Source organism: Agrobacterium sp. V1 (genome assembly GCF_030518355.1).
Classification (GTDB): Bacteria; Pseudomonadota; Alphaproteobacteria; order Rhizobiales; family Rhizobiaceae; genus Agrobacterium; species Agrobacterium cucumeris.
On the sequence record NZ_JAULSF010000003.1, the window covers coordinates 176,419 to 198,159 of the forward strand.

Consider the following 21,741-nt stretch of genomic DNA (forward strand, 5'->3'; position numbering starts at 1 on the left):
TCCTCATTTCTTTAGCGGTAGTCCTGATCATGCCCACAGACCCTCTTGCAGAAATCGTCACACTTCTACAGCCAGCCGCGCGATTATCGAAACTGGTGGAATGTGCCGGCGCGTGGCGTATACATCGTGAGGCGACGGGGGAGCCATTCTACTGCGCGATCCTGGAAGGGAGTTGCCGGGTTACTTTCGCGAAGCATCAAACTTTGACCCTCCAGGCAGGAGACTTCGTTCTCGCTCCTGCCATGCGGGATCTCGTCAATGAGAGCATCAATGCAACAGCTGATCTGCCGGCCATGGCGCCAATAAAGATCAATGAAGGGCATTTCCGCATCGGCCCACCTGACGGTCCGGTTCGTCTTCGCATGCGCATCGGACATTGCAGCTTCGGCGCACCGGATGCGGCGCTGCTGGTCTCCTTGTTGCCGGAGGTTGTTCTGGTTCACGACAAACCTCGGCTTGCCATCCTGATGCAGTTGATTGATGAGGAGACGCGGGATCGGCGCGCCGCCTGCGAACTGGTTATGGAACGTCTTATCGAGGTCCTGTTGATCGAGGCTCTACGGTCCTCAACGCAGGCTGCCGCCGCGCCGGGACTCGCCAGGGGACTGGCGGATGAGCGCCTTTCAGGCGCCCTTCGTGCAATGCATGCCCGTCCTCATCACCCCTGGACCGTCGTTGGTCTCGCAGGCGAGTCTGCGCTTTCCCGCTCGGCTTTCTTTGCGCGATTCAATCGCATTGTCGGAGTTTCGCCGATGGAATATCTGTTGACGTGGCGCATGGCGCTGGCAAAGCAGCTATTGCGGGATGGGGGCCTGACAATCGAGGACGTCGCCGAACGGGTGGGCTACGGGTCGGCAAGTACTTTCACCGTCGCCTTTGCCCGGCGCGTTGGCATACCCCCTGCTCGATATGCCCGCATGACACCATCGAAGATCGAGGCTTAGGGCAACAGCGAGTATCAGCCGGGCGATGGTCGGTTATGTCTCACTCAGTCTGGCCATTTTGCTTTGCGCCTCCATGCCGCTTGTTAGCTGTACCTTAGCTGGAACCGAAAATCAGAACCGCCAGACGTCAGCAACACCGGCCTCAAATCGCCCGTATCGTCGAAGTTTTTCCCAACCATCCAGCGCGGCCACTTAAGTTGATAGTCGCGGATGGGCGCCTCACAGACGTTCCCGGCAATCGTGTCGGCATAGTCAGACAGCCCCCTCGACAAGTCACGGCGAGAGAGCACATCGCTGATGATGGCGCAACACAGCATTATTGCATGAAGACCTTCCCGGAAACAGATTTACCGAAAACCTCGAGTTGATCGACAGACCTGTGCCCGCCGTCCAACGCGGGCGTCCAGATAGGTCGAAGAGCCACCGCGCCCCGCGCTGTCGACCAAACCGCTCAGGAATGCTACGCTCAACACCCGACAGATCTAGGCCGCGGCATGTGGACGATCAATCCGGACGAGGTCAACGCGGATTACTCGGCGTTTCCCAGAGCTTACGCCTCCGGATGGCCCAGACGTGACGTGGAGTCCCTCCGTCCGCCATCCAGGCACTGCGGTACGGTTTTGATTTGCGTAACGCTCAGAGGACTTGAATGCTCATTCTTCTCACGATCCTCACAGGGATTGTCGCCGGGCTGCGTACGATGATCGCTCCCGCCGCGGTCACTTGGGGTGCTTATCTCGGATTGCTTGACATCTCCCAAAGCAGTCTCTCCTTCATGGGATCGATCTGGGCCGTTGTGATTTTCACCGCCCTTGCCATCGTCGAACTCATCACCGACCAGCTTGCCAGCACGCCTTCGCGCAAAGTCCCCATGCAATTCGGAGCACGCATCGGGATGGGCGCTCTCAGCGGTGCGACAATCGCCGCAACTGGGGGAATTGTGGTTGTTGGGCTAGTAGCGGGTGTCATCGGCGCCATAGTCGGAACCTTTGGCGGTGCATCAGGTCGGGCTTATCTCGCCAACCGGCTTGGCCGTGACCTTCCTGCTGCCCTCGTCGAAGATGCGGTCGCCATCGTGCTCGCATTGCTCATTATAGGGACCGTGTCATGAGAGAATACGACGCAATTTTCATCGGCGCCGGACAAGCCGGACCATTCCTCGCCGCACGTATGGCGGCGATGGGCCGCAAAGTAGTCTTGATCGAACGGAAGTTTCTCGGCGGAACCTGCGTGAACGCCGGATGCATGCCGACAAAGGCTCTCGTCGCCAGCGCCAAGACTGCTGAAGTCGCACGGCGTGCATCGGAGTTCGGCGTCAAGATTGATAGCGAACCAACCGTGGACATGTCAGTCGTGGCAGCTCGCGCCAGGAAAGTGACACTTGACGCGAGAAGCAGTCTGGCGTCCTGGTTCGACAGCTTCGAGACGATGGATGTGGTTTTTGGTCACGCCAAATTTGTTGCGGCGAAGACCGTGTTCGTGGACGGTAAACACTATACCGCCCCGCAGATTTTCATCAATGTGGGTGCGCGGCCGCGTGTCCCCGGCATCCCGGGTTTGGCCGACGTGCCTTATCTCACCAGCACCTCGGCGATCACACTCGAGGAATTGCCGAGGCACCTGATTGTTCTGGGCGGCAGTTATATCGGACTGGAATTTGCCCAGATGCATCGGCGCTTCGGCGCGGACGTGACCATCATAGAGCGTGGTCCGCACCTGGCGCCCCGGGAGGACACGGATATCTCGGAAGCTATCGCGGATATACTGACCAAGGATAGCATCAACGTACTTCTGAATCACAAATTCCTGTCGGTCGCCCAAGATGAGTCAGATGTCATCGTGCGGACTGATCACGGCGAAGTTCATGGCAGCCATATCCTGATCGCCCTTGGACGCCAGCCGAACACTGATGATCTCGGCCTCGACCTCGCGGGTGTTGAGACTGACCGGCGCGGCTTCATCACGGTGGATGAGCGCCTGCGGACGACGGCCGATGGCATCTGGGCGCTTGGCGACTGCAACGGGCAAGGGGCCTTCACACATACATCCTACAACGACTTCGAGATTGTAGCCGCAAACCTCCTCGATGGCGGCGACCGCAAGGCGTCGGATCGCATCCTCGGCTATGGTCTCTACATTGACCCTCCCCTTGGGCGTGTGGGCATGACGGAGCGTCAAGCGAAAGAAGCCGGCCACGCGATCAAGGTCTCGACCCGACCTATGAGCCGGGTCGGTCGAGCCGTCGAGAAGGGCGAGACGCTAGGCCTCATGAAACTCGTCGCCGACGCTGAAACCGACCAGATGCTCGGCGCCGCCTTCCTCGGGGTGGGGGGTGACGAGGCGGTCTACGGCGTTCTCGATGCCATGAACCTGAAAGCTACGACCGAAAAACTCCGCTGGGCGGTCCCGATCCATCCGACCGTCGGAGAACTGGTGCCCACACTGATTGGCGACCTGAGAGCGACCTGACATTTCGGCAGTTACCGGGACAGATGATGCGAAACAAAACCGACAAACGGTTCACCCGTTGACCGAGGTCGAGATCGATTCCCTGTCTGGTCATGATCTGAGCCTGCCGATTGAGCGGCAGGTGATCGGCATGTTTGGAGACCGCTGTCTGCCGGTGAATGCTTGCCACATAGTCCGATAGCGAAGGTCAACCGGGGACCAGGCGCTCTACCTGGCAATTTTCCTGACTGCGTAGGCCTGCCAGGTCCTCATCCAATTCACTAAGCCGCATCATATGTGCCGCAATCTGTAATGAGATGATGTTAGGGTCATCTTTCGAGAAGCGTTCCCACTTCTTGAGACTATCGACGACCTCGATGAGGTCTAGACGCTCTTGCTCAAGCCTCTCCAAGGTCCATACCATCATAGCCGCTCTCCCGTTTCGACTTGGGTGAACGTAGCATGACGGGATCGTTTCAAATCGGTAAGACTTACGGTAAATTTTATCTAAATTACTGTTCTGGCTCGCCAGTTGGTCTATAGGTCAGCGCCAATCCGCACGTGCATGTCAGCAGATCCAGCAAATCTGGCGGCAGACGCCGCCATAGCCGTTGTTGCACGCAGCCTGGCAGGAGATTCGCGCCTTTCTGGGTCGTGCCATGAGGACAAATTCAAGCTCCGGCCTGTGATTGACCTCCCTTTCCCAACACAGACCATTCGAGTGGTTTGCGCGGCGATGAGCGAGGGCGAGAGAACAAAAGCCCAAAACGGCAACGAAAGCGTCGCGCACCTTAGCTTCACCGCATAATGTCTTGCCGGAAACTGTCTGAAATCGCCAGCCGGCGTCTGCCGCCCATAACGGATTTGAAGAACGGGTAAGTCCTGCTACCCATCGAGGGAAGACAATGCGGTACCGTATGTCACAGGTTGGCTGGCGGAACCAGCGTTGGTAAAATTCGTTACCACCCAAGTCCCGAAGACATATCAGGAATTCGCAATGCCAAGGTACTTTTTCCACCTGCGCGATGCAGAGGGGCTGTCTGTGGATAGGGTGGGGGCCTTTCTTTCAACGGACGAACAGGCAAGGAGTGAAGCCGTCCAGGCGGCAAAGGAAATGTTGGCCGAGAAAATTCTTAAAAATGAAATCCTCGACGGCAGCGCGTTTGAAGTGGTGCGTAGCGACGGGCTTCTAATCGCAAGAATTCCCCTGAAATCTGTACTCAGGTTCAAATAGTTCGAGTTCGATACGGCCTTTCATCAAGCGATCGGTCTAAAGGCGATCGCGGGCTGCAGTCAGCCGAATAACCAAGCCATCTGGTTTCCACTCACGGCGAATTTCTCCACCAAGCTGGCTACCAATGGTCGCCCGGGCGAGAATTGTGCCAAAACCTTCTCCGTCTGACGTTCTCTCGACCGGCGGCCCCCCTCTTTCGGTCCAGGTGAGAGTGAACATCTCGTCACCGCTGTCACACATGATTTCAACGCCTCCCTGTTCGGTTGACAAAGCTCCGTATTTTGCCGCGTTGGTAGCGAACTCGTGTAGCAAAAGAGCAAAACTCGTCAGCGACCTGCCGGTTAGAACGATATCCGGGCCCCTGACCGTTGCGTGAGCTCCGCCTTGATCATATGGGGCAAGGACCGTTTTGAGCAGGGAGTGAAGGGTTGTTGCATGAGCAAGGCGATCAGGTTCGGCGGAGGCTGCCGGAACAGTCAGCATATGGGCCTGTGAAAGAGCGCCCAGCCTCTCCCGGAGCACGGCTGCGAGTTCGGCCGATGTTTTTGTCGTTCTTGCGCTGAGCGACACCAGACTGCTCGCAACGGTGAAGAGGTTCTTTACCCTGTGGTTCATCTCCTGGATTAACAACTGCTGTTGTTCTTCAGCGCGCCGACGTTCCGTGATGTCACGCGCGATCTTGGAGGCACCGATGACGTGACCCGCGCGATTGCGGATCGGCGATACAGACAAGGATATGTCAACAAGTGTGCCGTCCTTGCGCTGGCGAACCGTTTCGTAGTGGTCGATCTTTTCGCCAAGTCGGAGGCGCGCGAGAATGCTGGGCTCCTCATCGGCTCGATCCGGCGGGATCAGCATAGTGACCGAACGGCCCACTGCCTCTTTCCGGGTATAACCGAACAATTGTTCAGCGCCTCTATTCCAGTCGGTGATTATACCGTTCAGATCTTTTGCCAGAATCGCATCGTCGGAGGACTCGATAATGGCCCTCATACGCTGTGTGATTTCATCAGCAGGGGGGTCATCAGGCTCTTCGATAAGCATGTTGACCCCGCCAGACAGGTCACCCCTGGCATTGAATATCGGTGTTGCGAACACGCGGATCGGGAGCAGGCTTCCATCTGGCCGCTCAACAAGCACCCGATAGTTTCGCACCGCCCGCTTTTCCCGCAGAGCCGTCGCCACGGGGCTATCTGCATGAGGCAAAAGCCTGCCATCCGGCGTGCGGAGCTGAAGGGACCCGCAGAATCTGACCTCCCTTAAGCGTGGCCTGCCGCCCCATATGTCGGCAGCCAACTGATTATAGTATATGATGATGCCGGCTTCGTCGGTGAGATAGCCTGCAACCGGCGAAGTCTCAAGAAAGTCGCGGGACGCCGGCCCACCCAAGGTTTCGCTCACCGTGGCGTGCGGGGCACTGGAAGCAACCACTGGACTATCGTCACCGCGGCTGTGTTCACGCATTTGATACCTCATTTGCTTGCCTTGATCGCCGGGGCCGGTCCATCGCTTCGCTTTCGTTGAAACCCGCCTTTAAACATGGAAGGCTACCTCGCGAGGGAGGGATCTGGCAACTCCGAAGATGGTCCGCTAGCGTACACCCATGGTCGCCACAGATGGTTGTCGAGTCCGCGTAACCTGTGGGCTCCTCTTGTTTCCAAAATGCTCAAGCAGTCCAGCCAGTATGCGCCTCACACGCGCTACTGCTTTCTCATCGATGCAACCGCAGCTACCTCTCGAAACGATAGATATCAATGTCAAGACAAGGGGCCTTGGGAGCGGATTTGACCCACATGCCTGCTGCTTTTGAACAGGATATCAGTCCTCACCGCCGCGGTGCCTGACCTCCCTTAAAAAACGATGTCCTCAATTTACTGTGAAGCCTCATTCAGGATTTCATCCAGTTCGGTTTATGAGTAGGGGCAAGAACGCTGGAATGTCTGAACCGCACGAGGAGAGTCCTGTCGAACGGGATCGAACCTGATGCCCGCACAGGCTAGGTCACACAGTACCGCATGTCATCCGACATGCAATTTGGTTCAAAAGTGAAAAGCCGCGAGCCGTGGAAGTTCAAGGGAATTCACAACGCCTCGACCAGCATTTTTCAAGACATAAGGGAAAACGCCTGACGGTCATAAACGAATATGCTCTGTTGAGCCAACTGCTTGTGGGCCCACTCCAAAGTTCCATAAGATAGATTACGCGATCATTGTGTGTAGCCGGGATGGGTTCAAGGATGAACTGCTACAGCCCATACGACGAAAACTAAAAAGCCGGCACTCATCCAGCAATACGGGCGTCTCGCACGGCATCCTCTTTCAGCCAGTTGATAAAATCTCGTATTGGCTGTCGCTTAATAGCCTCAGGAGATGTCACCGCATAATATGCGAACTCGGTCGGCCATGGCCGATCCAGCGCGAGGCCCTGACTGGCGATCGCCGCACGAACGAGCAAATAATCATCCTCGAAGGCCGGGCCGCGTTCAGCAAGAGGATCGTCCGCCACGCCAACAGCTTTAAACCATAGATGCCAGTCGGATCGGTCGGAATCCTGAAGCAGCGGCCAGCCGAGGCAGTCCGCAGGCGTCGTTATGGCGGCCCGGCCTCAAGCAGCTTCGGACTTGCTACCGGTAAAAGGACCGGGGCCATCAGGTGTTCCGATACAAGGCCTGGGTAATTTCCTAGCCCATGCCGGATAGCGATATCCACGCGGTCCCGCCCGAGATCAACAAGATTCGACGTGGCTTCGACACGAACCTCTATGTCAGGTCGCGTGTCGGTAAAACGGCCAAGCCTAGGCACCATCCATGATGCAGCGAAGGATGCTCGTACCACCGGAATACCGCTCACGCACACCATAGCCGATCTCAGATGTGCCGACCATTTGAACGCAGTTTTCAGACGAGGCTTTCCTCCGTCCACGTCTCAACTATCCACGCCCCATAGTTCCGGGTTCCGTTTGAAATACTCTGCCAGCATTTCAGTAAGTACACGGACTTTACGGGTGGGATGCTGGCTCGGCGGACGTACGACATACACGGCTCCCGGAGGGACCGGGTAGCGCGCCATTATCGGAACCAATGCGCCGGAGGACACATATGCATGCGTGATGCAATCTGGCAGCCAGGCGATACCGAGACCTGCCGCCGCCGCTGCAGCAAGCGCCGTGGCGCTGTCGGCCTTGAACTTGCCCTGCAGTTGAACCGTGACAATCCTGTCGCCATCCATGAACTGCCAGGGTTCGGTTCCCTGCATCAGTGCCTGATGGTTGCCGAGTTGCTCTACCGTCTCAGGGGCACCGTGCGCCTTGATGTAAGCCGGACTGGCGACAAGCTTTCCATGGATTGGCCCGACGCGCTTTGCGATCAGGTTTGAATCCTGGAGGTAAGCGCCACGGATCGCACAATCAAAACCTTCTGCGACGAGATCGACGAAGCGATCACTATAGGAGGTGTGGATGTGAAGCCGCGGATGCAGACGCGCCATTTCCGCGAGCACGGGGGCAAAGTGGGTCGGGCCGAAAGTAAGTGGCATTGCGATCCTCAAGCGACCGCGTAGCTCACCGGTGGGAAGGAGCGTTTCCCTGGCGGTATCGATCTCAGCGGTGGCTCTCGCCGCGTGGTCCCTGAACGTGACCCCAGCTTCCGTGAGCGCAGCGCCGCGGGTCGTTCGCGCAAGCAACTGAACGCCAAGTTCCGCCTCAACCCGCAACAACCGCCGGCTGACAATAGATTTTGAGACGCCGAGCCGACGCGCAGCGGCCGAAACACCACCGGCATCAGCGACTGCGACGAATGTCTGGAGATCTTCAATGTCCATTCCGGCGTTCCTCATTTCGCGACACAGCTAGCCAGAATATGGCACTATCGCCCTACCAAAAGGAACAGCAAATTGCTTCCAGGCAACGCCGCCCGTTGGCGCGTGTCTCTCTTGAACCCATCGCCGTCCATGGCGGCAGAGAAAGGAAGTCTTGATGACCCTTCGTAACGGCCTCGATTCTCTTCTTCGTCCCGAAGATTCGGTCCTCGTTCTGATCGACCATCAACCCTATCAGCTCGCAAATCTCAACAGCCACGATCCGCAAGCCGTGGTCAATCTCACGACCGCGCTGGCGAAGCTGGCAAAAGCTTTCAATGTTCCAACCATTCTCACCAGCGTGATCGCAGCGCGCGGCGGACTTCTCTTCAAGCAGATCACCGACGTATTTCCGGGTCAGGAGGTCATCGACCGGACCTGGGTCAACACCTGGCAGGACGAGAAGGTCGTGGACGCGGTCAAGGCGACAGGCCGCAAACAGCTGATCATCGCCGGGCTGTGGACCGAGGTCTGCGTGGCAATGCCTGTGATCCAGGCCGCTGGCGAAGGCTGGGACGTGACCGTGATCACCGACGCGTCGGGCGGGATTTCGAAGGAATCTCACGAAGTCGCTATCCAGCGGATGATCGCGGCCGGCGCGAACCCGATGACCGTGATGGCGCTCGCTAGCGAATGGCAACGCGACTGGGCGCGCACCGAGCATGTCGAGGAGCTGACCGAGGTTCTCATTCAGCACTTCGGCGGCAGCGGCATCGCATATCTTTGGGAGCAGCAGCTTCTCAATACGCCGGTGGCTGACTGATCGCCGCCAACCTGGCAAGCATTTTGGCAAGGGGCGGAGCTATCCGTCTGCCGGCCCTCGCCGCTTTTACCCGACAGGAAAGACTTTTAACGGCAAGTTCTGTCACGTGAGCCGTTCTTTTCCTACCGCTCCGCCGCCGCTATGTCCTGATCTCGGTCTTCGCACTGACCACAAGCATCGTCCTTCCATCGGGTACTGCGCGTGCTGCAGGCCCACCATCCGAGACACTCCAGAAGGAGAACACAGCATGGGTTTTGTTACGACCGACGGCGGCGTACAGATTTTCTACAAGGACTGGGGGCCCAGGGATGCCCAGCCGATTGTCTTTCATCATGGCTGGCCGCTCTCTTCCGATGACTGGGATGCGCAGATGCTGTTCTTCCTTTCCAAGGGTTTTCGCGTCGTCGCCCATGATCGCCGTGGCCATGGCCGGTCTGCCCAGGTTGCCGAAGGTCACGACATGGATCATTACGCCGCCGACGCCTTTGCCGTCGCCGAGGCGCTCGACCTGAAGAATGCCGTCCATATCGGCCACTCCACCGGCGGCGGCGAAGTTGCCCGTTATGTCGCCAAACATGGCGAACCCGCCGGCCGCGTTGCCAAGGCCGTGCTCGTTTCCGCCGTGCCACCGCTGATGCTCAAGACCACGGAAAACCCCGAAGGCCTGCCGATCGAGGTTTTTGACGGCTTCCGCTCGGCGCTTGCCGCAAATCGCGCGCAGTTCTTCCGCGATGTGCCGTCCGGCCCGTTCTACGGTTTCAACCGTGATGGTGCGACCGCGCAGGAAGGCGTGATCCAGAACTGGTGGCGGCAGGGCATGATGGGTGGCGCAAAGGCCCACTACGACGGGATCAAGGCCTTCTCCGAAACCGACCAGACGGAAGACCTGAAGGCGATCAGCGTACCGACACTAGTGCTGCACGGCGAAGACGACCAGATCGTGCCGATTGCCGACTCCGCGCTGAAATCGGTAAAGCTGTTGAGAAACGGCACGCTGAAGACCTATCCCGGCTTCTCGCACGGCATGCTGACCATCAACGCCGATGTGCTGAACGCCGATCTTCTGGAGTTCGTCACGAAGTGAATGCAACCGACACGGAGCCGTTTGACGATGTGTTCAGTTTTTGTCTCAAGTGAGGGAGCATCGAGATAACCATGAAAGCGGCCGTCTATGATCGCCCGGGCTCACCGGACGTCCTGCGTTACGTGGATGTCCCAGATCCGGTTTGCGCCAGCGATGGCGTCCTGATCCGCATTGAAGCCGCCGCCATTGAAGGTGGGGACTTGATTAATCGCGCGTCCACGCCCGCGCCTCATCCTGACTATGTTGTCGGTTATTCGGCCGCTGGAAAAATCATCGCAATTGGAGAAAATGTATCGGATCGTCATGTGGGCCAAAGGGTGACGAGCTTTGATCTCGCCGGGTCGCACGCAGAGTTACGTGCGGTCGCCGCCAGTCGGACCTGGCTTGTGCCGGAAGGATTAGATATGGTGGCTGCCGCAGCGCTGCCGATCGCATTCGGGACCGCCCATCACTGCCTCTTCGCACGGGGTAGTCTGAAGCGGGGCGAAACCGTCCTCATTCAGGCAGGTGCCGGCGGCGTCGGGCTCGCCGCCATTCAGCTCGCGCAGCAGGCAGGTGCGACTGTGCTTGCAACAGTCTCTGGGAGCGAGAGGATTGAACCTCTCCTCGGACTTGGCCTCGATCATGCGATAGACCATCACTTGACCGACATCGTTGCCAGGGTCATGTATCTCACCGAGGGTCGCGGTGTCGATCTCGTTGTGGACCCGGTAGGGGCGACAACCCTGCAAAACTCTCTTGCGGCGCTGCGCCCCGAGGGGCGTTTGGTCTTTGTCGGCAATGCCGGAGGTTCACAGCTCAGCATCGACCTTTGGCCGGCGCTGCAGGCGAACCAATCGCTTTTCGGGGTCTTCATGGGAACGCAATTGGAAAAGCCGGATGTTTACGACACGGTGTCCGGGATGCTGGATCGGGCGGCGGGCGGCACTCTCAAGATGATCGTGGACAGGACGTTTCCACTGATGGCAGCGGCTGAGGCCCATGCTTATGCCGAAGGCAATTCCATCCTCGGACGCGTCGTCATCGTCCCAGCAGGGTAATGAGCAGCTCGGACGGCGACAAACAACGGTCATGGTTCGTCGCGCAACGCGTTGATCCGCCAAGAGCGTCGCGCAGTTCCAGTCTCAGTCACGGCAGGAGGGCATCGGCGTCTGCAAGAGCGCCTCGCCTGGCGAAACCCGCCAGGGTCACAAACATGTGCACACTTGTAAAAAACCTTTAAAAAAGTTATTTTTGTATTATGCGCGTCTATAAATCATTTTATTTCAGAGGTTGGTCCTTTTTTTGAGTGGAAATGTGGTCACACCCGAGCCGTTCACACTGGAGGCAGGTGAATTGAGCTCGTTGCAAATCGAGGTTGCTCGCAAATTGATGCCCCTCATTGGTGCAGGACGCTGGGCGGCCGGCGAGAAGATTTCTGATGCCGCATTGGCACGTGAGTTCGGCATTTCCCGGACGCCCGTCCGGCAGGTCCTGCAATTTTTGACGGAAAAGGGCATGTTGGCCCAGATCGACAATCGCGGTTTTGCACTGGTGCGTGCACCAGCCGACAAAGACAGGCTGGAAGAAATGGTTCCCCCTTCAGGGGTGGATACACTCTACCGGAAAATCATGCACGCAAGAGCAAACGGCCTGATCGGCAGCGAAGCCTCCGAGACTGAGCTCCTGGAACATTTCGGCACGTCACGTGGTATCGTGCGTCGCACGCTGATGCGCCTGTCTGCCGAAGGACTGGCAGAACGGCGTGACGGGCACGGTTGGCGTTTTGCTGAATGCCTCGACAACCGACAGGCGGTCAATGAAAGTTATGCCTTCCGCGCCATCATCGAATGCGGCGCCGTGATGGAGGATACATTCCGGGTGGACATGGAGATGCTGCTGGCGCTCGAAAGTGAACAGACGGCACTTCTGAACGCCCCCTTGGCATCGATCGAAGGATCCGCCTGGTTTGAGGCAAATGCCCGATTCCACGAAGCCGTGGTTTCCTGGGCAAACAACCGCTTTCTCGAACAGGCGATCCGCCGCCAGAACAGCCTGCGACGCATGACCGAATATGCCGAATTTGCTGAATTGAGCGAAGCTGGTGTACGCAAGGCGGCGCGGGACCATCTTGCAATCCTCGAAGCCATCAAAAGCGATGACCGCAAGCTGGCTTCGGCCATCCTCTTTCGCCATCTCAGCCGTTCTTCCGCCAGCGGCGACGCGCGTCCTGCCCGTCTCGGTGATTGATTGCAGATGGCAATACGTATCTTTTGCCGTGACCTGTGTGCTGAACGCGGCGAACCAGCGTCGGGACTTGGCCCATCGTCAAAAAGCTATGTGCTGCTGCACTGGCCGCGCGGTGACTGGCGTGTGCCACGCATCAAATCGCACAACATGCCAGAAGGGCTCGGGCAGGCAATTCTGGCCGCCAATGCCGCGGGCATTCACGTTGCGTTGGTGGACGGCGACGACATCGGCTTCACACACCAGGGCATTGTCAGGGACCATGTCACGCCCGAGGAAGCCAAACAATTGCTGCTGCATGTGGCCGGCGGAGGCGTGCTTGATGGCCGACATGACCCTCGCATGACCATCGTGTGCTGCACCGATGGCAAACAGGACCCTTGCTGCGCCCGTTACGGCTTTGCGACATGGAAGGCGCTGCGACAGGCGGCAGACCCAAGTCGTTTCCGTATCCTGCAATCTACCCATCTCGGCGGATGCCGTTTTGCCGCCTCGCTTGTCGTTTTACCACAACGAGCCCGTTACAGCCGACTGGAGCCATCGCAGGTGGGCGATTTTCTCAATTGCCTTGAACAGGGCATTGCCTACTTGCCCGCCTATCGCGGCAGCCCCTCCTACGACGCGCCTGCGCAGACTGCGGAAATCGCGCTGCTGGAATGGGCGCGACAACGCGGCATAGCGGGGGAGATGACACTTCATAAGACGGATACGGAGAGCGAAACTTCCAGCCCGGAGCAGGTTCTTTTCCACGCGACGATTGGCACGCAACGCGCCACTGTAACCGTTGAGAGACCTGAGTTTGTGGTCAACACACGCTGCGTCACGATTGACGAGCCGCAGGGTACAAAAAACGTGTCGCGGTGGGTCGCCACATCCGTTCTAGCCGAGCACTGAACACTGCAGTCCTCGGCTGAACCGATGGTTCCTCAGCCCGAACCTTCGAGAACAGCCGAGAAGAATGCCTTGACGGGTGGCTGAATGCCGGTGCCATCATGGCTGATGCCCGCAACCGTATCGAAGCGTGGCTCGGCACCAATCGCCTTCAGACCCTTTTCCAAGGCTCGCAAGCGCTCGACGCGTGTTTCACCGCTATCATTGATGCCCTCCATCCAGAAGGATGATTTTGGCCCGACGGTGACATCCCAGGTTTCGATATCCGCATCGCCGATCACCAACTGCACCGCCACCTGACGTATCGCTTCGATATCAATGGGTTGTCCGAATATCTCTTCCATGCCGTTTAAACCGACCCACCAATTGGCGCGATCGTCGGGAAGCGTGACGGTACCCGGTGCGCCGACCGAAACGGCCTGGAGGCGACGCGGGTGAAGATAGAGAAAACGATGGGCAAATTGTGCACCACCAGAAAAGCCGTGCATCAGCACCTTGTCCTTTTCGACACGGTAACCCATCGCCAGTTCATCGATCATATCCAGCAGAACAAGATCATAACGAATGCCGTGATAGATCATGTGCTTGTAGTTGTGCAGATCATCAGGGTCATCAATGCCGGCCGGGAAAAGCGGCGCCAGCAGGACGCATTGATGTTGTTCGGCAAAATCGATGAATTCGTCGCGCAGGATATCAGCATCACGCAGGCTCCCATGAACGAGGACGGCAAGCGGATGAATGGCTTCACCGGCCGGATCATATCCTTCGGGAATATAGCAGCACCACGAAAAGCGCTGATCCATGCGCGAAGCAAAGATAGGTGTACGGCCCCGGCGATAGAAATTGAGTGGCACGGCGTTTTGCTGGGCAGACATGAAACAATTCCCCTTACAGTTTTTTCGGTGGTTGCTGACTGGCGTAATCGGCCAGCACGCGGTTCATGCGGGCGAGCACGCCCTTTAATGCCTCGTAACCATCGTTACAGTCGCGCGTTGTCTCATCCATGTAGAGTTTGCGATTGATCTCGAACTGCACACTGTGGCGTTGAAGTGCCGGGTTCGAATAAGCCGCGACCAGCTCCGCACCACGAAAAGGTTTGTTGAGCGCAACGACCAACCCCTCCGCTTCAAGAGTTTCGGTGATTAGTGCTACAAATTCACCGGAGGCCGACCCGCCGTGCAAATCGCCAACGCAAATATCTGCCCGCACCGTTCCCGCCGGATCAGACGAAATCGCATGGCCAACCGCGGTCATCGAATGGCAGTTGATGTGATAAACACGGCCAAACCGGCTGTAGACTGCATTCAGCAGGCCAGCCAAGTTTTCATGGTAGGGCTGCCAGTAGGTGGCGATCCGCGCCTCAGCTTCCACCACACTCATGGGTGCCGCATACATTGGCTCATCGCCCCAGGCATAACGCCACATCAACCCCATGCCGCGTTTTGCGGTTGCGCTGTCACGCACCGGATGAGGCCAATCGCCGTCCACAAGCTGGGTGTCCATGTCGAGCAAGGACCGGTTTACATCGAGAAAACTGCGGGGAAAATGCGCACTCAGCAACGGCGCACCGACATCACATGCCGACAAAAACAGATCATCGATATGGGTGTCTGCCGCCACTCTCACACGCTCTGCGGAAACAGCAGGCCTGAATCCCCTGGGCATGTCCAGACCGCTATGGGGACTATCGAACACCATCGGAACGAGAGGTACGCGGGGTGCAATCACCGAAAGTACGCCGTCCAGCGTGACATCTTGCAACTGGCCATAGAGCGGGGTCATTTTTGTGTTCCTTCCGTTGCACCCGGGTTGAGGCGCACATTGACCTTATCTACTGCGCGGGTGATGTCGCCGAGCTTTTCGCCGTCGAGCAGTCGCTGCATGGTGCGGGCAACACGTGTCTCACGGGCAATGCAGATCGCCGCAATCTCTGCTGCCTCATCTGCTGGCAGCACCACCACGCCAGACGCATCCGCCAATACGATATCGCCTGGCAAGACCGGCACACCACCGCACGCGATCGGACGATTGAATGTGCCACCGAGATCAAGCTGGCGGGTCGTGACAGACGAAACACCACGGCACCACACGGGCAGCCCTTCGGCGATGATTTCCGCGACATCGGTGCACGGACCGTCAATGATGACACCGGCAATACCAGCCATACGCGCAGCCCGCGCAACGGCACCGCCAAGGCAGGCATGGCGACTGTCACCCAGCCGGTCGATCACCAGCATATCGCCGGGGCGCACCTGGCTCAGCGCGTAGTGCAATAGGGTTGAGCACATGGCGGGAATAGCGAGCGTGACGGCAATACCGGCACGGGCCCGTTGCTGCGACAAGACCGCCTGAATGGAGCCGCTCATGAAACCGGTATGACGCAGATGCCCGACACTGGCCGTTTCAATCTGCTGCAACGCCTCGATAACCTCCTGAGGAGGAGTATCCGGCATTGCGCCGATGCGTAGTTCAGTCATGGCTTTCTCCTTGCGACGGCCCCGGGGCAGATACCTGAAAAGGCTGTACAGCGTTTCGTGGATCGAAACCGGCCAGATGGCGCATCAACCGGGCAGTGTGGCCAACAATGTGGTCACAGATCACCTGACCTTTTTCAGAACTTGCCAGCCAAGCCCTACCCCCGAGCATGCCGTCCGGATCGACCTCGGTGCAATCAAGCGGTATCTGGACCGGTATTCCTTCAAAACGAGTGGCAGAGACACCACCGACAGGCAAACCGAATACGCTGCCACGCGGCGCGGGATCGCGCATCGCCTCTGTTCGAACCAGTTCGGGGAAAAGATGCATATAGACCGAGGTCATCGGTTCGCTGCCGTGACCGCGCACACGTACAGCATCATCACCATAAAGCGTCTTCCATAGGCTATCCGGCAGGCTCTGCCAGATGTTCAGTGCCGGTATCAGCACGCCTTTTTCACGGCGCGACTTGCGGCAAACCTGATCGATCAGCGGTGCATTCGTTGTGTGACCGTTAAAAATCAGCAGCTGTTCATGGCCGTGATCGAGGAACGAGGTCAGTATATCCTCAAGCACGGCGGCGAATGTCGCGGCACGCAGCTGAACTCCACCGGCGATGGCCCGGAAAAATTCGGCATGACCAAAAGGAAGCACGGGAGCTGTCAGCCCGTCGCCCGCCCTGGCGCTCATTTCCGCCAGGCGTTCGGTCAGCATGAAATCACCCATCGGCGCATGCGGCCCCTGCTCTTCCTGCGATGCAAGCGGAATGAGAATGACTGCGGGGCGTTTCATACGCTCCGCAAATCTCTCATGCGTCATGCGGGAAATCGAAACCGGTTCATCGTCAACCATGCTGTTTCTCCCTTGCATGCTGCTCCAGCAGTCGCCCCTTGATGTCAGGCAATTCAAGTTCGGACGAATTGACGTTCACCCGCCTCGAAAGCGTCACCGAGCCGTCTGCAAAGCGTAAGCGGACAGTATCGCGAAACGCCGTTTCAACGAATATCCAGTCCATTTCCAGAACCGTGTCGACACCGTCTTTTTCAAGAAGGCGGGACGAGGCCAAGACCCTCAATCCGCCGGCTGGCTGGTAGGAATGGTGCAGCCTTGCGCCGGGCATAGTGGTGACAGTTTCAATGTAAAAACCACATCCTGTTCGCACCTGATGTTCACCGTCGGCGTCGCGGAGAATGACACTCAGCTCGTTACTGCTGGAGGCAAGAGCAATGCTTGCGATAGCTTGATCGTTGGGTTCGATCATCCATGTGCCGCACGGCACTTTTTTCGACGAAAACGCCGTTTCTGCATAATTTTCAAGCCGCAACCCAGCTAGACGCGCGTCTAGCTTCTCGGCACTCTCAGACTTACCGCCACCCTTCCCGAGTGCGGGACGCAGCACGTCGTAGATAAGCTGATGGACACGGCGATCACTGTCTTCCAAGCCGCCGGTAAACGCCACGACACCATTTTCTTCCGGCAGGACGATACAATACTGACCAAACAAGCCATTGGCGGAAAAGCTGTTATGAGGACCACGCCACCATTGATATCCGTAGCCTTCCCGCCGGCTAACCTTTTGACCATCACCGACTTCATCGGGCCCGAGATAGTGGTCTCCGGTAAACACACCGAGCACCACGTCCCGAATTTGCATGCCGGTTGCCGCCTGCACCCACGAGCGCGATAAAAGCTGTCGGCCCTGCCATTCACCACCCTGCAAGTGCAATATGCCGAGTTTCAGCATGTCCTCACTGGTGCAGCTGAGACCGTTACCACCGGTGTTGACGCCGTCAGTGCCCGTATCCCATGTCATTTTGGCAGACATGCCCATTGGCTGGAATATCCGCTCGCTGAGGTAATCGGCAATCAACCGTCCTGTGACCCGCTGCACGATGGCAGACAGCATGTAGCTTGCCGCACTGTCGTAGACGAACACGTCTCCGGGATTGTAGGGACTGGGCTGGCGCAGGAAATCCTCCACCCAGCTTGAAAGCACCCGGCGCCAGGAGCCACCGGAAATGCCGCGCCCATGACCGCTGGTCATGGTCAGTAGATGCCGTACCTTCATGGCCCGCAAATTATCGTCGACCGGTCCTGCATAATCAGGGAAAAATTGCAGCACCGCGTCATCGACCGACAGCAGACCATCCGACACCGCCAGGCCAACGGCCATGGAGGTAAAACTTTTGGTCACGGAATGCATCATATGCGGGCGAGCAAGTGAATAAGGTGCCCAGTAAGCGCTGGTGATCAGCGCGTCATCCTGCCAGATGAGAAGGCTATGCAATTCGAGATCGTGACGTTTGATCTCATCCAGCATGGCAAGGATTATCGCCGGATCTGTGCGACGCGAAGCGGGTGTTGCCCGTGGCAGATCCGTGGTTACTGCTGTTATTTTCATTGCAATGCATCCGCCTGCTGTTTTTCCGTTTCAGCGAAACGCCAGTTCAGCGAAACGCCGGTTTCGGTGCGGGTCAGGGTTGGGATGGCGGAAAGCAAGGCGCGCGTATATTTCGATTGCGGAGCGTCAAAAATGTCGTCGCGATTGCCTTGCTCAACGATTGCACCATCACGCATCACCACCACCCGGTCGGCGAGTTGCTCGACCACACCCAGGTCATGGCTGATGAACAGGCACGAAAATCCATATCGCTTCTGCAGATCAGCCAGCAGTTCCAGCACTCTGGCGCGCACGGTAACGTCAAGCGCCGACACGGCCTCATCAGCGATCACGAACCGCGGCCGCCCGACAATGGCACGGGCTATCGCCACGCGCTGACGCTGACCGCCGGAAAGCTCGTGCGGGAACCGATCGAGATAACGCCCGTCGAGCCCGACCTCTTCCAGAATGGTGCGGGTGCGGTTCAGCTTTTCTTGCCGCGTCGACATGGTGTCGTGGCGCAGGGCCTCTGCGACGATATCACGGATTTTCATGCGCGGATCGAGTGAACCGAACGGATCCTGAAAGATCATCTGGCAATTGAGGCGGTAATTGCGCCATGCTGGCGAATCCGGTTTCACCTCTTCACCGGCAAAGAAAATACGGCCGGCAGAGGCAGGAACCAGTCCGGCAATACAACGGCCAAGCGTGGTCTTGCCGGAACCGGAGGCGCCGACCAGCGCCACGATTTCACCCGGCCGCACGACAAGGTCGACACCCTGCAGAGCCTTCTTGGTCTTCCGCGGCGCCATAAAACCTGCGCGGGCGCTGTATGTAACCTCTATGCCGAGCACTTCCATGACCGGTTTCGATTGCGGATCGATGTCTCTGAGCGGCCCACGCATCGGCATGGATTGCAGCAATTCGCGTGTGTAATCATGACGCGGGCTGGAAATGATATCCTTAACCGGCCCCTGCTCGACAATCTCGCCCTGCCGCATGACAATGACGCGGTCGCAATAACGCGCCACCATGGGTAGATCGTGGCTGATCATCAACAGTGCGGTGTTTTCACTGCGCACCATCTCCAGCATCAGCTCCAGCACCTCGCGCTGTACCAGCGCATCAAGCGCAGTGGTCGGCTCGTCGGCTATCAGTAGTGATGGTCGCAACAGCATGGCAGATGCCAGCATCATGCGTTGGCGCATGCCGCCGGAAAAATGATGCGGGAATGCCAGCAAGGCACCTTCGGGATCATGAATTCCAACCCGCCGCAAAATATCGAGAATGTTGGCGCGCCGCGCCGCAGCGTCCAGCCGTGTGTGCAGTTTCAGTGGTTCTTCGAGCTGCTTGCCGATGGTCATCGACGGATTGAGCGAGGTCATCGGTTCCTGAAACACCATGCCCAGCCGAGAACCCCGCAATGCGCGGATTTCCTTGCCTTTCATCGATGGTACAGAGCGACCTTCGAAACGGATATCACCGCCGCAAATGGCAATCGCCGGGGGCTGGAGACCCATGAGACTGCGTGCCACCATGGTTTTCCCCGAACCACTCTCGCCAACAATACCGACGATTTCACCCGCTTCAACGCTGAACGAAACATCTCGGACGATAAGGTGATCATCAATTCCATTCACGGAAATGCTAAGATTTTCGACCTGAATAAGAGGCTGGTTCATTGCTTACAATCCTCGCATGCGGGGGTCGAAACGGTCGCGGATCGCATCACCGAAAAGATTTATGCCAAGCAGAGACAGGGAGATGCAGAGACCAGGGAAGATGCCGAGCCATACGGCTTCCGCGATATGGGGACGGCCACTGGCCAGCATGTTGCCCCAGGTCGGCGCTGGTGGCGGCACACCAAGACCAAGAAAGCTGAGCGCACTTTCAGTTAGCAGCACCGACCCGAACATCGAGGTTGCCAGCACGATCACCGGACCAAGGCAGTTCGGCACGATATGGCGGAACATGGTATAGGCAGCCGAATTGCCCATGATGCGGGACGCTTCGATAAACTCCCGCTCACGCAGGGACAGCACCGAACCGCGCACCACACGGACCATAGAGGGCGTATAGGCGATGCCGAGCGCCAGAATGATGCCATACATATTGGCACCGGTAATCGATAGCAGCGCCAGCGCGAGCAACATGCTGGGAAACGCCAGCAGCGCATCGTTGAATGCCATGATGACGCGGTCCGTCCAGCCACGGGCATAACCCGCCAGAACACCAAACGACACGCCGGCCAGAACTGCGATACACACAGTTACAAGACTGATCGAGACACTGGTACCTGCCGCCGTCATCAGCCGGGAAAGGACGTCACGACCGAACTCATCGGTTCCAAGCCAGTGGATTGCATCCGGTGCCTGCAACTTGGAGCGCAGATTAATGCGCATCGGGTCAAACGGTGTCCAGATGCGTCCGGCAAGCGCTGCCCCGAAAAAACAGGCGAGAAGGGCGCCGCCGAGGATACGGTTTCGTTGATGGCGTTTCATTCTGCAGTCACTCTTGGATCGAACAGGGGATAGAGCAGGTCAACCAGCAGATTGACGAGCAGGTAGGTGACGGCCACAAACAGCAGGCAACCCTGCACGACAGCGTAATCGCGGGCATAGATGGAATCGACGATCAGTCTGCCGAGACCCGGAATGGTGAAGACGGTTTCCACCACGGCAACCCCGCCGAGAAGGTTGCCGAGGATAAGACCAATCAGCGTCCAGGTCGGGCCGAAGGCATTGCGTGCCGCATGGCGCAGAAGGACAGCCGTCTCACCCAACCCTTTGGCGCGGGCATGGGTAATGTAATCAAGCCGCAGCACATCAAGCGTCGAGGCGCGGGCCATACGCACGATGATGCCCACCTCGTGCAACGCCAGCGTTGCCACCGGCATGATCAGGTAGATCAATCCGGCGACCGGATCGTCGGTGACAGAGACATAACCCAGTACCGGCAACCAGCCGAGTTTGAGCCCGAAACCAAGCAGGATCATCAATCCCAACCAGAAGGTCGGGATTGAAAGCAGCAAGGTGGACATGGCGACAATAGCGAGATCAAGTCCGCCATTGTGTTTCCATGCCGCTGCCATGCCGAGTGGCACGGCAATTAGAACGGAAAGACCAACTGCAATCAGCACCATCCACGCACTGGTCGAAAAACGCTGCAGCACAAGGTCAAGCACCGGCTGGCCATTCAGCACGGAGTGGCCAAGATCACCTTGCATGACATTGCCGAGCCAGATGACAAATTGCAGCGGCACGGGTTGGTCCAGTCCCATCGACTTGCGGGCGGCGGCCAGCGCATCCGCATCAGCGAGATCGCCGAGCATCAGACTGGCCGGGTCGCCGGGTATCAGGCGGATGAGGGAGAACACCGCCACCGAGACGATGAACAGGGTGGGGATTGCCGACAATAGTCGGCTCAGCGCAAATTTCAGCAT

General features: G+C 58.0%; 22 protein-coding genes and 1 pseudogene. 9 read left to right on the top strand and 14 right to left on the bottom strand.

Translation table 11 applies throughout. The annotated features are described in order from the left end of the window. Nucleotides 1-29 precede the first annotated feature (29 nt). The 3 genes from QSV77_RS24365 to QSV77_RS24375 all read left to right on the top strand — a co-directional run bounded on the left by QSV77_RS24365 (nucleotide 30) and on the right by QSV77_RS24375 (nucleotide 3,413). Entirely contained in the window at nucleotides 30-944 is a 915-nt protein-coding gene (locus QSV77_RS24365; protein ID WP_302735542.1) for an AraC family transcriptional regulator, read from the top strand. A 649-nt stretch (nucleotides 945-1,593) separates the two neighbouring features. After that, nucleotides 1,594-2,055 (top strand): DUF4126 domain-containing protein, encoded by a 462-nt coding sequence (locus QSV77_RS24370; RefSeq protein WP_302735436.1) that lies wholly within the window; start codon nucleotides 1,594-1,596, stop codon nucleotides 2,053-2,055. Beyond that, on the top strand, nucleotides 2,052-3,413 hold the full coding sequence (locus tag QSV77_RS24375) for an FAD-containing oxidoreductase (RefSeq protein ID WP_302735437.1): 1,362 nt from the start codon (nucleotides 2,052-2,054) through the stop codon (nucleotides 3,411-3,413). Before QSV77_RS24370 ends, QSV77_RS24375 begins: the two co-directional genes overlap by 4 nt. Before the next feature lie 67 nt (nucleotides 3,414-3,480). Here QSV77_RS24375 and QSV77_RS24380 read toward each other — a convergent pair. Beyond that, nucleotides 3,481-3,582: pseudogene (locus QSV77_RS24380) on the bottom strand (transposase); the annotation flags it as partial. 18 nt (nucleotides 3,583-3,600) lie between these two features. Continuing rightward, nucleotides 3,601-3,816, bottom strand: a complete 216-nt coding sequence (locus tag QSV77_RS24385; protein ID WP_302735543.1) for a hypothetical protein — start codon at nucleotides 3,814-3,816, stop codon at nucleotides 3,601-3,603. Between the two features lie 522 nt (nucleotides 3,817-4,338). Between QSV77_RS24385 and QSV77_RS24390 the strand changes: the two genes are divergently transcribed. Then, nucleotides 4,339-4,626 carry a hypothetical protein gene (locus QSV77_RS24390; RefSeq protein ID WP_302735438.1) on the top strand — a complete coding sequence of 96 codons (288 nt, stop codon included), beginning with the start codon at nucleotides 4,339-4,341 and terminating at the stop codon, nucleotides 4,624-4,626. A gap of 36 nt (nucleotides 4,627-4,662) precedes the next feature. Here QSV77_RS24390 and QSV77_RS24395 read toward each other — a convergent pair whose 3' ends face one another. The 4 genes from QSV77_RS24395 to QSV77_RS24405 form a co-directional block, all read right to left on the bottom strand. Then, nucleotides 4,663-6,090, bottom strand: a complete 1,428-nt coding sequence (locus QSV77_RS24395) for a PAS domain S-box protein (protein WP_302735439.1) — start codon at nucleotides 6,088-6,090, stop codon at nucleotides 4,663-4,665. 816 nt (nucleotides 6,091-6,906) lie between these two features. Further along, complete coding sequence (locus tag QSV77_RS24400; RefSeq protein WP_302735440.1) at nucleotides 6,907-7,131, bottom strand: hypothetical protein; 225 nt, start codon at nucleotides 7,129-7,131, stop codon at nucleotides 6,907-6,909. Between the two features lie 83 nt (nucleotides 7,132-7,214). Beyond that, nucleotides 7,215-7,484, bottom strand: coding sequence for a LysR substrate-binding domain-containing protein (locus QSV77_RS25855; RefSeq protein WP_368045869.1), 270 nt, complete (start codon nucleotides 7,482-7,484; stop codon nucleotides 7,215-7,217). A 66-nt stretch (nucleotides 7,485-7,550) separates the two neighbouring features. Further along, nucleotides 7,551-8,444, bottom strand: a complete 894-nt coding sequence (locus QSV77_RS24405; RefSeq protein WP_271363651.1) for a LysR family transcriptional regulator — start codon at nucleotides 8,442-8,444, stop codon at nucleotides 7,551-7,553. A gap of 154 nt (nucleotides 8,445-8,598) precedes the next feature. Between QSV77_RS24405 and QSV77_RS24410 the strand changes: the two genes are divergently transcribed. The 5 genes from QSV77_RS24410 to QSV77_RS24430 all read left to right on the top strand — a co-directional run bounded on the left by QSV77_RS24410 (nucleotide 8,599) and on the right by QSV77_RS24430 (nucleotide 13,447). Next, entirely contained in the window at nucleotides 8,599-9,243 is a 645-nt protein-coding gene (locus QSV77_RS24410) for a hydrolase (protein ID WP_302735441.1), read from the top strand. A gap of 247 nt (nucleotides 9,244-9,490) precedes the next feature. After that, nucleotides 9,491-10,327: an alpha/beta fold hydrolase gene (locus QSV77_RS24415; protein WP_302735442.1), complete on the top strand. Its 837-nt coding sequence runs from the start codon at nucleotides 9,491-9,493 to the stop codon at nucleotides 10,325-10,327. A 71-nt stretch (nucleotides 10,328-10,398) separates the two neighbouring features. Beyond that, nucleotides 10,399-11,367: a zinc-binding alcohol dehydrogenase family protein gene (locus QSV77_RS24420; protein ID WP_302735443.1), complete on the top strand. Its 969-nt coding sequence runs from the start codon at nucleotides 10,399-10,401 to the stop codon at nucleotides 11,365-11,367. Between the two features lie 295 nt (nucleotides 11,368-11,662). After that, on the top strand, nucleotides 11,663-12,556 hold the full coding sequence (locus QSV77_RS24425) for a GntR family transcriptional regulator (protein ID WP_302735444.1): 894 nt from the start codon (nucleotides 11,663-11,665) through the stop codon (nucleotides 12,554-12,556). Nucleotides 12,557-12,562: 6 nt separating this feature from the next. Beyond that, nucleotides 12,563-13,447 carry a sucrase ferredoxin gene (locus QSV77_RS24430; protein ID WP_302735445.1) on the top strand — a complete coding sequence of 295 codons (885 nt, stop codon included), beginning with the start codon at nucleotides 12,563-12,565 and terminating at the stop codon, nucleotides 13,445-13,447. A 32-nt stretch (nucleotides 13,448-13,479) separates the two neighbouring features. Here the strand turns inward: QSV77_RS24430 and QSV77_RS24435 are convergent, their stop codons facing one another. The 8 genes from QSV77_RS24435 to QSV77_RS24470 are packed head-to-tail and all read right to left on the bottom strand — an operon-like array spanning nucleotide 13,480 to nucleotide 21,741. Continuing rightward, nucleotides 13,480-14,319, bottom strand: a complete 840-nt coding sequence (locus tag QSV77_RS24435) for an alpha/beta hydrolase (RefSeq protein WP_271363645.1) — start codon at nucleotides 14,317-14,319, stop codon at nucleotides 13,480-13,482. Between the two features lie 13 nt (nucleotides 14,320-14,332). After that, complete coding sequence (locus QSV77_RS24440) at nucleotides 14,333-15,226, bottom strand: N-formylglutamate amidohydrolase (RefSeq protein WP_302735446.1); 894 nt, start codon at nucleotides 15,224-15,226, stop codon at nucleotides 14,333-14,335. After that, nucleotides 15,223-15,921 (bottom strand): RraA family protein, encoded by a 699-nt coding sequence (locus QSV77_RS24445; RefSeq protein WP_271363643.1) that lies wholly within the window; start codon nucleotides 15,919-15,921, stop codon nucleotides 15,223-15,225. Before QSV77_RS24445 ends, QSV77_RS24440 begins: the two co-directional genes overlap by 4 nt. Next, the gene (locus QSV77_RS24450) at nucleotides 15,914-16,771 is read right to left on the bottom strand and encodes a creatininase family protein (protein WP_302735447.1); all 858 of its coding nucleotides are present in this window, start codon (nucleotides 16,769-16,771) and stop codon (nucleotides 15,914-15,916) included. Before QSV77_RS24450 ends, QSV77_RS24445 begins: the two co-directional genes overlap by 8 nt. Further along, entirely contained in the window at nucleotides 16,764-18,320 is a 1,557-nt protein-coding gene (locus QSV77_RS24455) for a serine hydrolase (RefSeq protein ID WP_302735448.1), read from the bottom strand. Before QSV77_RS24455 ends, QSV77_RS24450 begins: the two co-directional genes overlap by 8 nt. Continuing rightward, nucleotides 18,317-19,981: an ABC transporter ATP-binding protein gene (locus tag QSV77_RS24460; protein ID WP_302735449.1), complete on the bottom strand. Its 1,665-nt coding sequence runs from the start codon at nucleotides 19,979-19,981 to the stop codon at nucleotides 18,317-18,319. The genes QSV77_RS24455 and QSV77_RS24460 overlap by 4 nt, the downstream gene beginning before the upstream one ends. A 3-nt stretch (nucleotides 19,982-19,984) precedes the next feature. Further along, nucleotides 19,985-20,800 (bottom strand): ABC transporter permease, encoded by an 816-nt coding sequence (locus QSV77_RS24465; protein WP_302735450.1) that lies wholly within the window; start codon nucleotides 20,798-20,800, stop codon nucleotides 19,985-19,987. Next, on the bottom strand, nucleotides 20,797-21,741 hold the full coding sequence (locus QSV77_RS24470) for an ABC transporter permease (protein ID WP_302735451.1): 945 nt from the start codon (nucleotides 21,739-21,741) through the stop codon (nucleotides 20,797-20,799). Before QSV77_RS24470 ends, QSV77_RS24465 begins: the two co-directional genes overlap by 4 nt.